At 71.4% G+C, this 13,657-nt stretch carries 8 protein-coding genes; all 8 read right to left on the reverse strand.

Going from position 1 to position 13,657, the window contains the following annotated elements; translation table 11 throughout:
* Window positions 1–3: 3 nt before the first annotated feature.
* Complete coding sequence (locus GA0115242_RS34635) at window positions 4–2,112, reverse strand: DUF2075 domain-containing protein (protein ID WP_237549485.1); 2,109 nt, start codon at window positions 2,110–2,112, stop codon at window positions 4–6.
* 191 nt (window positions 2,113–2,303) lie between these two features.
* Complete coding sequence (locus tag GA0115242_RS34640) at window positions 2,304–4,184, reverse strand: DNA/RNA helicase domain-containing protein (RefSeq protein ID WP_093835620.1); 1,881 nt, start codon at window positions 4,182–4,184, stop codon at window positions 2,304–2,306.
* A 221-nt stretch (window positions 4,185–4,405) separates the two neighbouring features.
* Window positions 4,406–6,283 (reverse strand): discoidin domain-containing protein, encoded by a 1,878-nt coding sequence (locus GA0115242_RS34645; protein ID WP_093835621.1) that lies wholly within the window; start codon window positions 6,281–6,283, stop codon window positions 4,406–4,408.
* A gap of 185 nt (window positions 6,284–6,468) precedes the next feature.
* On the reverse strand, window positions 6,469–7,827 hold the full coding sequence (locus GA0115242_RS34650) for a GH1 family beta-glucosidase (RefSeq protein WP_093835665.1): 1,359 nt from the start codon (window positions 7,825–7,827) through the stop codon (window positions 6,469–6,471).
* Window positions 7,828–7,856: 29 nt separating this feature from the next.
* Window positions 7,857–8,696 carry a carbohydrate ABC transporter permease gene (locus GA0115242_RS34655; RefSeq protein ID WP_093835622.1) on the reverse strand — a complete coding sequence of 280 codons (840 nt, stop codon included), beginning with the start codon at window positions 8,694–8,696 and terminating at the stop codon, window positions 7,857–7,859.
* A 16-nt stretch (window positions 8,697–8,712) separates the two neighbouring features.
* Window positions 8,713–9,702, reverse strand: coding sequence for a carbohydrate ABC transporter permease (locus GA0115242_RS34660; RefSeq protein ID WP_093835623.1), 990 nt, complete (start codon window positions 9,700–9,702; stop codon window positions 8,713–8,715).
* A 5-nt stretch (window positions 9,703–9,707) separates the two neighbouring features.
* On the reverse strand, window positions 9,708–11,024 hold the full coding sequence (locus tag GA0115242_RS34665) for an ABC transporter substrate-binding protein (protein ID WP_093835624.1): 1,317 nt from the start codon (window positions 11,022–11,024) through the stop codon (window positions 9,708–9,710).
* A gap of 477 nt (window positions 11,025–11,501) precedes the next feature.
* Window positions 11,502–13,577: an elongation factor G gene (gene fusA, locus GA0115242_RS34670; RefSeq protein ID WP_093835625.1), complete on the reverse strand. Its 2,076-nt coding sequence runs from the start codon at window positions 13,575–13,577 to the stop codon at window positions 11,502–11,504.
* Window positions 13,578–13,657: the final 80 nt, after the last annotated feature.

The following is a 13,657-nucleotide window of genomic DNA, read 5'->3' on the forward strand; positions in this document are numbered from 1 at the left end:
GGTTCAGAAGATGAGTCCCTGCCCGGAGTCGACGGCCTTGCCCCTCTGCCTCTTCGGACTGGGCAGGTGCGGCTGCCTCGCCTCGGGCGCGAGACGGTCCCAGGTCGGCCGCAGGTCGTGCACCAGCACCTCGCCGACACGGGACTTGAGGTACGCCTGGGTCTCCTCGTCCGTCGAGTGGAGGACCGTGGCACGGCTCGCCCGCGTCATCAGCACGTGGTACGCGTGCCGGACGGACCGCTCGAAGTCCTCCTCCCCGTCACCGTCGCCCGTCCTCTCCCTGAGCTTCATGTCGAAGGACCCCGGGGTCTTCACCCGCCTGACCCCCGTCTCCGGGTCGACCCGCCAGGTGCCCTTCTGGTAGACCCAGCGATCCCCGCGCCGCACCATGTCCTCGCCGAGGATCACCCCGCACCAGTCCCACTCGAGCCCCTGCGCCGTGTAGACGCAGCCGATCTGGTCGAGGCCGTCGGGGTGCACCGACCAGATGCTGGACGGCGGCACGGTGCGGTTCTCGCAGAACGTGTCGCTCTTGGCGTTCCAGCGCCGGTGCCAGCCGCCGATCCGCACGTCGGTCTCCAGCCGGGCCGCGGCGCCCTTGCCCCGCGGCGAGGTCCACGGCCAGCAGAAGCCCGCCACCATCCGCGCGGTGGCACCGGCTCTCGCCTCGGTCGTGATGATGTGCTCGAGTTCCTCCGGGCTGTCGGCGACCTCCACGTGCATCAGCCCGTCCGGGGTCCAGAGGGTCTCCCCCTCCTCCACTCCGAGCACCGCCCGCACCCAGCGGATGTACGCGTCGCTTCCCCCGCACCGCCACTCCTCCCGGAGCAGGTAGGGCAGCGGGGTGATGCCGCGCTTCCCCGCGGCGTCCTCGATCAGGCCCACCGATCCGACCTCGTTGGGTCGCACGGACTGGCTCTCGTCGAGGAAGAACACGGTGAGCCGCGCGGCGTCCAGCAGATCGTCCACCTGCGGCTGGGTTCCTGACCGCTCCTCGTTCCGGTACCTGTCCACGGTCCGCTCCCGCATCCGGTGCGCCTCGTCGCAGATCAGGACGTCCAGGGGCGGTTCCGGGGCCTTCACGAAGTCGCTGAAGTAGCCGAAGCGCTCCCTGAACTCCCGCTCGGTGAAGCCCACCTGCTCCTTGATCGCGCCGTTGAAGGCACGGCTGCCACTGGCGTAGCGGACGGTGCGCCCGGCCTTCTCGAACTCGGCCCGCAACTGCAGACCGACCGCGCTCTTCCCGGTACCGGGTCCCCCGGTCACGACGAACACGGCACGTTCGTCTCCCTCGGGCGCGGCCGGTGCGTCCGCGGGGCCGAGGACCCGTTCGGCACGCTCCAGAACGCTGGTGGCCACCTTCTGCTGCTCGCGCCGGAGGGTGAACACGGTGTCCTCACCCCGCGATCTGGTCATCGCGTCGAGCAGCGGCGTGTTCCGCAGGTTCATCCGCTGGAGCAGGCGTTCAGCCTCCGACGCCGCGCCGTCCTCCGCGAAGTGCTCACGCAGATCCGCGAGGAGCCGGTCCCGGCTGTCGCGGGTGTAGACCCGCTCGTAGGCACCGGTCGGCGCCAGGGTGTCGAGGAGCGGCCGCACACCCTCCTCGGTGGCGTTGTGCAGATACGCGAAGCCGCCGCACTCTACGGTCGCGCCGTGCAGCGGGCCCTGCTCCCCGGTGAACAGTCGGAAGGTCGAACGCAGTTGCAGGGCCGGATGACGCTTGGGCTTGCCGTAGCCCGGTACGTTGACGAGTTCCGCGGTGGCCGCCTCCACCCGCGTCACCGTCGACCACCGCTTCAGCTCGACGAGTTGGTAGGAGGGCAGGCCCGTCTCCGGGTGTCTGCCCACCAGCACGGCGTCGATCAGGGGCGCGAGCCCCTTCTCCGGCTTCTCCAGTGTCGCCGCGCACTCGACGACCATCTCGACGTTCCCGCGCCCCGCCCGCACCAGGTCCCCCGCCAGGTGCACCAGGCTCTCCGCCCAGGCCTTCCGTTCGCCTTCGGACACGTCCTTGCCGCGGAAGTACCGGTATCGGGCGGCCAGATGAGGCACCATCCGGCGCCTCTCGTCGAGGTTGAGCAGGTCCCGCGCGGACAGTCTCAGCAGGAGCATGGACACGAGGTGGTTCCCCCAAGGCACGAAAGACTCGTGCGGGTGGGGGCATGTCCCTCATGTGCGGGGAAGCCCGTCGGGCCGCGACTGGTAACGGTGATCTTAGGGAGCGCTATCCGGTACCCGTCGTGCCTGCGACTGCTTTCGGCGCGTCGCCGCCGTCGTGGGCGGACGGCACCGCCCTCGCACGTTCATGCGGTCACGAGGTGCCGCGCTCCCACCAGTTCCCGCAGCTTCTCCTGGGTCTCCGGATCGGTCGAGTGGACGACGGTCCCGACCATGCCCCGGGTGAGCAGCACCTTGTACGTGTTGCGGATCAACCGGCGGACTTCGGCCTCCGACACGGACCGCTTGAACACGGGGTCCCTGGACGCCGCGCGGTTGATGATCCACTGGTCGCCGCGCCAGAGGAGGTCGGGACCGATGATGACGCCGGACCAGTCGTACTCGAACCCCTGGGCGGTGTAGACGCATCCGATCTGTCCGAAACCCGCCGGGTCCGTCGCCCAGAGCGCGGACGGTGGCGCCCCGGAGACGGCGCGGTCCCCGCGCAGGTTCCAGGGACGCGCCCAGTCGCCGATCACCACGTCGAGCGGCAGCGGGCTGCCGGGCTTCGGCTCGGGGGACCACGGCCAGCAGTAACCGGCCGACATGCGGGCGCTGTAGCCCTGTGCCCGCCGAGAGTCCAGGAAGGACTCCAGGTCCGCTGGGCTCTCCGCGACGAGCAACCGCATGCGGTCGTCCGGGTCCCAGACGACCGGACCATCGCCCTCCAGCCCCAGCAACCGCACCACCCAGCGCAGATAGGCTTCGCTGCCACCGCACCGGAACTGGCTGTCCAGCGGGACGACATGACAGGCCAGACCGCGCAGGGCCGCCGCCGCCCGGATGTCGGCGACCGTCCCCATCTCGCCGGGACGCACCACCTGGTGCTCGTCGAGCAGGAAGACGGGCACCCGTGCGACGTCCATCAACTCCTCGATCTGCGGCCTTCCGGTGCGGTGTGCGGCGGACGTGAAGCGGTTGGCCGACGTCTCCCGGATCCGGTGGGCCTCGTCGCAGATCAGGACGTCGAGGGAGTTCTTCTCGGTCGCCATGAAGCTGTTGAAGTACTTGAAGAGGTCCTGCACCTCGCGCTTCCGGGCGCCGGCGACCTTGCGCATGGTCTTCGTGAAGGACTGCGAACCGGTCGCGTGCAGGGCCGGCACCCCGCTCCGGTACAACTCGCCCAGCAGGGAGAGCGCGATGACGCTCTTTCCGGTGCCGGGGCCGCCGGTGACGACCACGACCTCCTTGGTGTCGGACCGCTTGGCCCTGTGCACGGCGTTCAGGACCGTGCGGTACGCCACCTGCTGCTCGTCGAGGAGCACGAACTGTTCGCGCTCGCGCACCTCTTGTGCCGCGACCGCCATGAGCTGCTTCGACGGTACGGTCTTTCCGGCCAGCAGCGCGTCGGCGGCCTCAGCACCCGGGCTCAGCGGGCTGAGCAGGGCGCGCAGGCAGTCGATGAACTCACCCCGCCGGTCGCCGGTGAAGAGCCGGACACCGCCTGCCCCTTCCAGCGAGCGCAGCCCGCCCACGCCGAACTCGGTCGCGTTGTGCAGGAACGCGACCCCGGTCACCCGGTGCGGATGCGTCGCGACCGCGCCGTTGAAGTTCACGAGGTACTCGCGGTACCGGCGCACCTGTTCGATGGGATTGAGCACCGGGCCGCTGTACCGCTCGAGGACGCACAGCACCGGGTCGTCCTCGGACGGCACGGCCTCGCTCCACTGCTTCAGTTCCACCAGGACGTACGACGGCTCCCCCGTGACGGGGTGCGTCCCGGCCAGGACGGCGTCGATCCGCTTGCTGTTCATCGGGAGGGCGTACTCGATCATGACCTCCACGTCACCGAGTCCGGCGTCGTCGAGCGTGGCGGCCAGAACGGGGAGGCTCTGTTCCCAGGAACGTATCTCCGCGGGTCCCGGGCGGTATCCGTGCGTGTGGACGAAGCGGTCGGTGAGCCGATGGAAGAGAGACGTGTCGAACGCCATGACGGAGATCGTTCTGGCGGACGCGCGGAACAGCAAGGACTTCTCCCCAGACAGCACGAAGTGACTCGTGCGGGTGGGGGCGTGTCCTTCAGAACTCCACCGGGGTGGAGCGGAAGCCCGTCGGGCCGCTCTCTCGAGGTGATCCAGGGTACCCGGGGTGCGGCGGCACCCGGGGGCGGACGCCGGGTACGCCCGCCCCCGGGACCGTGCGGCACGGCGGCGACCGGCCGGCCGGGATCCGACCGGCGGTGCCCCCGCTACCCCTTCTGCTCCACCCGCACCCAGTCCACCTCCGCCTGCACTCCCCCGCCCGCGATGCGGTCCACGCTCGACTGGGGCAGGCCCCAGTACGGGGTGGTCGTCTGGTTCCAGCCGGCCGGGTAGGCGCCGCCCAGGGCGAGGTTGAGGATGACGTACTGGTTGTGGTCGAAGACCCACTGGCCGCGGGTCGATTCGAGCTTGTTGCGGGTCGTCTCCTGGACGACGCGGTCGTCGACGAGGAAGCGCATCCCGGTCGGGGTCCACTCCACCGCGTAGGTGTGCCACTGGTCCGCCGTGGCCCCGCCCGGGTAGGTCTGGCGGGCGCCGATGTTGCCGTCCGCCGAGTAGCCGGGGCCGTGCAGGGCCGAGCTGGTCCAGTCCCGGTAGCCGATGTTCTCCATGATGTCGGTCTCCCCGGAGGCGGGCCAGGACACCGACGGGTCGTCGACGTTGCTGCCGAGCAGCCAGAACGCGGGCCAGAAGCCGTCGCCCACGGGCAGCTTCATGCGGGCGCTGACCCGGCCGTAGGTGAAGTCGAACTTGGTGTTGGTGTCGACGCGGCCCGACGTGAAGTCGTAGGTGCCGCCGCCCGCACGGGTGCAGCCCTTGCAGTACTTGGCACGCAGCACCAGGCTGCCGTTCTCGGTGCGGACGGTGTCGGTGGAGTCGACGTACGCCTGCGCCTCGCCGTTGACCGAGCCCATCTCCGAACCCGTCCTGACCACACGCCACTTGGAGCGGTCGAGGGTGGAGCCGGTGAAGTCGTCGAAGAAGGTGGTGCGGTAGGTGCCGGACTGCTCGCCCGGCAGCGCCGGGTAGGCGGCCGCGGCGCTGCCTCCGGTGCCCCAGACCTGGAACTCGTAGAGCGAGTAGCCGAACTGGGCCGTGGCGGGGGCCGGGTTGTAGAAAGAGCGGCGCTCCGTGCCGAGCATCCTGACGTACCGTCCGGTGACCGGCTGCGGCAGCCGCACGCTGTCGTGCAGGCCCGCCGCCTCGGCCGGTGAGGCGACGTTGGCGCGGCGCGCGGCGACCTCGGACGCGGTCGGCTGGTAGACCGTGCGCCAGGTGCGGTTGTCGTCGGAGACCTGGAGCCGGTAGTCGACCGCGAAGGCCGCCTCCCAGTACAGGTCGACGGTGTCGATCGTCGACGTCGCGCCCAGGTCGACGGCGACCCAGCGGTCCGCGTTCCAGTCGCTCGACCAGCGGGTGGAGTCGCCCTTGAGCCCGGCCGGGTAGCCGCCGTCGGTGACGAACGCCGGTGTGTTGCCCGCGTGTTGGTAGTAGTTCGAGTAAGCGGGGTGGTTCAGGGCGAGGTTGGTCCGGGTGGTGGACGCGGGCGCGGGCTCGCCGCCGTACACCTTGAAGCTCCACAGCGAGTACCCGTAGGGCGTGGCGCGTTCGAGGCCGCGCAGGCGCAGGTAGCGGCCGGTGACCTCCTGCGGGTAGGTGCTCACGGTGACCGATCCGCCGGTGCCTGCGGTCTCCGTGTAGAACGGCGTCCAGTCGGTGCCGTTCTTCGACGCCTCCAGGACGTACCGCTTGCCGTAGGCGGCCTCCCAGTCGAGGACCACCCGGTCGACGCGGACGGTGGTGCCGAGGTCGACGCGCAGCCACGCGTCGTCGGCGAAGTTGCTGGACCAGCGGGTGGCCCCGTCGCCGTCGAAGGCGAGACCGGGGCCGGTGCCGCCGTTCTCGCTGCCGGAGGCGGTGACGGCGGCCGGTGTCTGGGCGTAGGCGGCGGCCGCCCGGTCGGTGTCCCAGGCGGCCTGGACGGCGGCGGCTCGCCCGGCGGGCGCGGCGGCGGCCGGGGGCGGGGACAGGACGGCGACGGTGGCCAGGACGGCCAGCGCGGCCAGGAGGGTGCGGTGCGGCATGCGGCTCTCCTTGGGGTCGGGGTGGGACGGATGCGCTGTACTGACGCGTGCATGACAAATGAGACGCGTGGTGCGCGCCCCTCCGTTCTTCCGGGACGGCGGGGCCGGGCGCCGGGGACGCGTCGCTCCCGCGTCCGCGTCTCCCGGCCCCGTCCCCGCTCCCGTCCGCTCCGCGCCGCCCCGGCTCAGGCCGCGCGGCGGGCCAGGTCCCGGTGGCGGCGGACGATGTCCGCGTACCGGTGGCCGGTGCCCTTGATGGTGCGGGCCTGCGTCGCGTAGTCGACGTGGACCAGGCCGAACCGCTTGTCGTAGCCGTACGCCCACTCGAAGTTGTCGAGCAGGGACCACGCGAAGTACCCGGCCAGCGGTGCCCCCTTGCGGGCCGCGGAGGCGCACGCCGCGAGGTGCTGCTCCAGGTACGCCTGGCGCTGCGGGTCGTCGATCGTGCCGTCGGGGCGGACCACGTCGGGGTAGGACGAGCCGTTCTCCGTGACGTACAGGCGGCGGGCGCCGTACTCGTTCGTCAGGCGCAGCAGCAGCGTCTCGATGCCGCTCGCGTCGACCTCCCAGTCCATGCCGGTGCGCGGCACGCCCTCGCGGCGGATCTCGCGGACGTACGGCGCGGGGCCCGTGGGGTCGTCGGCGACCGTGGCCGGCATGTAGTAGTTGAGGCCGAGCCAGTCCATCGGGGCCGACATCGTCGCCAAGTCCCCCTCACGCTCGGGGAGTTCGATGCCGTACACCTCGCGCATGTCCGCCGGGAAGCCGCGGCCGTGCACCGGGTCGAGCCACCAGCGGTTGGTGTGACCGTCCATCCGCCGGGCGGCCCGCACGTCCTCCTCGCGGTCGCTGGCGGCGTGCACCGTGGAGAGGTTGGTGACGAGGCCGACCTGGGCGCCGGGCGCGTTGGCGCGGATCGCCTCGACGGCGAGGCCGTGCCCGAGCAGCAGGTGGTAGGAGGCGCGGACGGCCGCCGTCAGGTCGGTCAGGCCCGGCGCCATCTTGCCTTCGAGGTGGCCGATCCAGGCCGAGCAGAGCGGCTCGTTGAGGGTGGCCCAGTGGTGGACGCGGTCACCGAGGCGTTCGGCGACGACGGCGGCGTACGCGGCGAAGTGCTCGGCGGTCGCCCGCTCCGGCCAGCCGCCCCGGTCCTGGAGGACCTGCGGCAGGTCCCAGTGGTAGAGCGTGACGGACGGGGTGATGCCCGCCTCCAGCAGCCCGTCGATCAACTGGTCGTAGAAGTTCAGGCCCTTGGGGTTGACCGGACCGTCGCCGCCGGGCACCACCCGCGGCCAGGCGATGGACAACCGGTAGGCGTCGGTGCCCAGTCGGCGCATCAGGCCGATGTCCTCGCGCCAGCGGTGGTAGTGGTCGCAGGCGACGTCGCCGTGGTCGCCGCCGTCGGTCTTGCCCGGGGTGTGCGAGAAGGTGTCCCAGATCGACGGGGAGCGGCCGTCCTCGGCGGCGGCGCCCTCGATCTGGTAGGCCGAAGTGGCGGTGCCCCACAGGAAGTCGTGCGGGAGCGCGGCGAGGTCGATGGTCACGGAGGTCCTCTCGGGGTCGGCGTGGTCGGTCACTTGACGGCTCCGGCCGTCAGTCCGGCGACCAGGTAGCGCTGGAGCAGCAGGAAGCCGGCGACCACGGGCACGCTGACGACCAGCGAGGCGGCCATGATCTGGTTCCAGTACACGTCGTTGAGCGTGGAGTAGCCCTGGAGTCCGACCGCGAGGGTGCGCGTGGTGTCGTTGGTCATGACGGACGCGAACAGCACCTCGCCCCAGGCGGTCATGAAGGCGTAGACGGCGACCGCGACAATGCCGGGCACGGCGGCCGGTACGACCACCCGGAACAGCGCGCCCAGCGGGCCGCAGCCGTCGACCAGCGCCGCCTCGTCCAGGTCGCGGGGCACCGAGTCGAAGTACCCGATGAGCATCCAGATCGAGAACGGCAGCGAGAACGTCAGGTACGTCAGGATCAGTCCGCCGCGCGAGCCGAACAGGGCGATGCCGGTGGCGTTGCCGATGTTGACGTAGATGAGGAACAGCGGCAGCAGGAAGAGGATGCCGGGGAACATCTGCGTCGAGAGCACGGTCACCGTGAAGACGCGCTTGCCGCGGAAGTCGTACCGGCTGACCGCGTACGCCGAGAAGACCGCGATCACCACCGACGCGACGGTCGCGACGCCCGCCACGATCAGGGAGTTCACGAAGTAGCGGGCGAGCGGGACCGTCGACCAGATGTCGACGTACGGGCGCAGGGTCAGCCCGCTGGGCAGCCAGCGGAACTTGCCGGTGACGTCCGCGAGCGGCTTCAGGGAGCTGGAGACCATGACGTACACCGGCAGCAGGACGAATCCGGTGAGCAGGGTCAGGAAGATCCGCCGGGACCAGAGGAAGGAGCGCGGCGGCGCCATCGGTGAGGCGTGCTGGCTAGACATCTGAGGTCCTCCGTCCGCGCGAGGTGAGGACGAGGTAGACGCCGGTCACCACCAGCAGGAACAGCAGCAGGAGTACGGACATGGCGGACCCGGTGCCGAAGTTCCAGGTGACGAAGGACGCCTGGTAGATGTGGACGGAGATCAGGTCGGCCGCGGCCGGGGCGGTCTTGCCGAACAGGACGTACGGCGTGTTGAAGTCGTTGAACGTCCACAGGAACAGCACCAGGACGAGCACCTGGTTGACCGGGCGCAGCGACGGCAGGGTGATCCGGCGGATCTGCTGCCACCGTCCGGCGCCGTCCAGCGCGGCGGCCTCGTACAGCTCGCCGGGGATGTTCTGGAGTCCGGCCATCACGATGAGGAAGGCGAACGGCCAGCCCTTCCACACCGACACGGTGAGCAGGGCGTAGAAGCTGTTGTCGCCGATGAGCCAGAACGACGGCTTGTCGGTGAGGTGGAGCTGGTCGTGCAGGACGTGGTTCACCAGGCCGTTGTCGTGCTGGAACATGAACACCCAGGTGATGACGGCCGCGTAGACCGGCAGCGCGTACGGCACCAGGAACAGCGCGCGCAGCAGGCCGCGGCCGCGGAAGGTCTCCTGCATGTAGACGGCGGCCGTGGTGCCGATCAGCCAGCAGAGGCCGACCGACAGCACGGTGAACGCGATGGTGACGAGGAACGAGTGGAGCAGCGCCTCGCCGACCGGGGCGTCGAAGTCCACCGACATGCGGTAGTTGCGCAGCCCCGACCAGGGCGCGGCGCCCCAGTCGCGGATGTAGAACTGGGTCAGCTCCTTGAAGCTCATCACGATGCCGATCACCATCGGCACGAGGTGGACCAGGAGTTCGAGGAACAGGGCGGGCAGGAGCAGCAGGTACGGCAGTCCGATGCGGCGGATCCGCCCGGGGCGGCGGGGGTCACGCGCCGCCGCCCCGGGGGAGTCCTTCCGCACGTCCGCCGCGGCGGGAGCGGTGGTCGTCATCGGGCTCACTTCGCGGGCATCTGCTGCTGGGCCTTCTGCAGCGCCGACTTGACGGTGTCCGCGGAGACGGGGCGACCGGCCGCGGCGGTGGCGAACAGCTCCTTGATCGCGGTACCGACCGCGGTCTCGAACTGCGACTCGTCGGCGACCTGCGGCAGCGCGGCGGCGCTCTTGGCGAGGGTGTCCTTGAGGACCGCGTTGGCCGGGGAGTTGAACGCCGGGTCCTCCTGGGCCGTCTTCACCGGCGGGATCGAGGTGTAGGCGGTGTTGAGGATCTTCTGCTCGGCGTCGCTGGTCATGAACTTCACGAACTTCGTCGCGCCGTCGGTGTTGTGGGTGTTCTTGAAGACGGCGAGGTTGATGCCCGCGACCATGGAGTTGATCTGGTCGCCGGTTCCGGGGGTGCCGGACTGCACGGGCACCGGCGCGATGCCGTAGTCGTCCTCGCTCAGGCCCTGGGACTTGAGGTTGGCGGCGGCGGACTGCCAGAGCAGCATCGCGTTCTTGCCCTTGGCGAAGTCGCTGACGGACTGGTTCTGGGCGTACTCGGCGTTGCCGGGCGCGATGATCTTGTCCTTGGCCATCAGGTCGACGTACTGCTTGACGGCGGTCACGACCCCGTCGTTGGTGAAGTCGGCCTTGCCGTCGGCGGTGAAGAACTCGGCGCCGTGCTGGCGGGCGAAGACGAAGGCGTGGTGGATGTTCTCCGACGGGTTCGAACCCTCCGCTCCCAGGCCCCACTTACCGTCCTTGGACAGCTTCCGGCCGTCGGCGACCAGCTCGTCCCAGGTGGTCGGCGGCTTGCTGATGCCCGCCTCGGCGAACATCTTCTTGTTGTAGTAGAGCGCGTACGCCATCGAGTACAGCGGCACCGCGGCGGGGTCCTTGTCGGAGGCGCCGGTGGAGCCGAGCGCCGAGTCGACGAAGCGGTCCTTGCCGCCGATCTTGGCGAAGTTCTCGGCGTTCCAGGGCAGCAGCGCCCCGGTGGCCTGGAGCGAGGCGCTCCAGGTGTTGCCTATGTTGAGGACGTCGGGGCCCTGACCCGAGGTCGTGGCGGTCAGGATGCGGTTGAGCAGGTCCGACCAGGGGACCACCTCGAGCTTCACCTTGACGCCGGTCTGCTTCTCGAACTTGTCGAGTTCCGGCTGGAGGACCTTCTTGTCGACGGCGATGCTCGCGCCCTGGTTGGAGGCCCAGTACGTGAGGGTCTTGGGCGAGTCGTCCGACCCGCCCCCCGTCGACGAACCGCCTCCGCAGGCCGAGGCGGCAAGGGCGAGTGACATGGTGACGGCGCCGACGGCCGCGGCTCGGATGCTGCGCATGACTCCCGGTGTCCCTTCGGGGTTAGCACTCATGACTTAATTTAGGACGTGAGTTAAACCTCAGGAGATGCGCGCGTCAAGGGTTTCGGCAACACCCGTGGCACTCCGGACGCATGTCGCGCGGTCCGCGTTCGAGCAGTTGAGGCGAACAGCGGGGTCGGGGGCCCGCGGGACGGGTGGACGTTCACTTCCCGAAGGGGGCGGAGCGGGGGCACGGCGGGGGTGAGCCACGGAGGCGGTGAGTCGCGGGGCGGGGCCAGCAGGAGGGCGGGCCACGGGAGGCGGTGAGCCGCAGAGGCCGGGGGCGGGGTGAGGCACGGGAGGCCACGGGAAGGGACGGCGGCACCCGTTCGTCCCGCCGCCCTTCCACGCCCCGCGATCCCGCGCCTCCCCGCCCCCGCGATCCCGCCCCTCCACGCCCCCGAACCCCCGCGGTCCGTTTCACCTCCCTGCCCCGGGCCCCGCCCCGGGCCCCCGCTAGCGGTCGGCGCCCACCGAACCCGAACCCGATGCCGCCCCCGGCCCCGACCCCGGTGCCGGGGCGTAGCCCGTCGGGCGGGCGGTGAACGTCGCCCGGCCCTGGGTGCGCCCGCGCAACCGGGTCGCGTAGCCGAAGAGTCCGGCCAGCGGCACCGTCGCGGTGACCACCGTCGCGCCGCCGCGCGCGAGCGATCCCGAGACCCGGCCGCGCCGGGCCGCGAGGTCGCCGAGGACCACGCCGACGGCGTCGTCGGGCACCGTGACGGTGACCTCCGCGACGGGTTCGAGCAGGACCATGACGCAGCCGCGCAGGGCCTCGCGGAGCCCGAGGCGGCCCGCCGTCCGGAAGGCGGCCTCCGAGGAGTCCTTCACATGGGTCGCCCCGTCGGTGAGGGTGACCCGCAGCCCGGTCACCGGGTGACCGCCGAGCGGCCCCTCGGCGAGGGCGGCCAGACATCCGGCGCGGACCGCGCGGACGTACTCCTGCGGCACCCGCCCGCCGACCACCGTCGAGCGGAACACGAAGTCCCCCTCCCACGGCTCGACATCGAGGACGACATGCGCGAACTGCCCTGCCCCGCCGTCCTGTTTGACGTGCCGGTAGACCGTCCCGGCGACGCCCCGCCCGACCGTCTCCCGGTGGCTCACCGCGGGGCGGCCCACGGTGACCTCCACGCCGTGCACGGAACGCAGTTGCTCCACCGCGACCTCCAGGTGCAGCTCCCCCATGCCGGACAGCACGGTCTGCCCGGTCTCCGGGTCGGTCCCGGCGACCAGCGACGGGTCCTCCTCGGTGAGCCGGGCCAGCGCCGCCGCCAGCCGCCCGGTCCCGGCGGACCCGCGGGCCTCGACCGCCACCGAGACCACCGGGTCGGCGACGCCCGGCGGTTCGAGGAGCAGCGGGGCGTCCGGCGCGCAGAGGGTGGTGCCCGCGCGGGCCCCCTTCAGCCCGGCGACGGCGACGATGTCCCCGGCGACCGCTCGGTCCACCGGGACGTGGCGGTCGGCCCGTACCCGCAGGACGCGTCCGACCCGCTCGGTGCGCCCGGTGCCCGCGTCCCGCACCACGTCCCCCTTCCGTACGGTTCCCGAGTAGATCCGCAGACAGGTCAGCCGCCCGGTCGCGGCCGCCTGGACCTTGAACACCAGCGCGGCGAACGGCGCCCCAGGATCGGCCGCGCGCTCCTGTCCGGTCCCCTCGTGCACCCCGCGGACGGCGGGCACGTCGAGGGGCGACGGCAGGTAGGACACGACGGCGTCCAGCAGCGCCTCGACGCCCCGGTCGCGGTAGGCCGAGCCGCAGAGCACGACCAGCCCTTCGCCGCTGAGGGTCAGGTCCCGCAGCGCGGCGGTCAGCGTCCCCGCCGAGAGCGTCGAGCGGGCGCAGTACTCCTCCAGGGCGGCCGGGTGCAGGGCGGCGACCGCCTCCTCCAGCAGCCGTCTGCGCCGCAGCGCCTCCTCGCGCAGGTCCTCCGGGACCGGTGCCCGCCGGACGGCGCCGTCACCGTCGTCCCTGACCAGCGCGCGCAGGTGCGGCAGGTCGACGACGCCGGTGAAGCGGTCCTCGGCGCCGATGGGCAACTGGACGACCAGCGGCGCCGGGTGCAGCCGGGTCCTGATGGACTCGACGGCGGTGTCGAGGTCGGCGCCCGGCCGGTCCAGCTTGTTGACGAACGCGATCCTCGGCACGCCGTGCCGGTCGGCCTGCCGCCACACCGCCTCGCTCTGCGGTTCGACGCCCGCGACGGCGTCGAAGACGGCGACCGCGCCGTCGAGGACCCGCAGCGCGCGCTCCACCTCGTCGGCGAAGTCGACGTGCCCCGGGGTGTCGATGAGGTTGACGCGGTGGCCGTCCCAGACGCAGCTCACCGCCGCCGCGAAGATGGTGATCCCGCGCTCGCGCTCCTGCGGGTCGAAGTCCGTGACGGTGGTGCCGTCGTGGACCTCGCCGCGCCGGTGCGTGGCGCCGGTGGCGTACAGGATCCGCTCGGTGACGGTGGTCTTGCCCGCGTCGACGTGGGCGAGGATGCCCAGGTTGCGGACGGTGGCGAGGTGGTGGGTGTCGGTGCGCACGGCCGGTCGGCCTCTCTGCTGAGCTGCGGCGATCGATTCGCGGGACGGCGCGATTCCCGGACGGGCACCGGTGCCGCCGC

This window comes from Streptomyces sp. SolWspMP-5a-2 (genome assembly GCF_900091845.1).
GTDB lineage: Bacteria > Actinomycetota > Actinomycetes > Streptomycetales > Streptomycetaceae > Streptomyces > Streptomyces doudnae.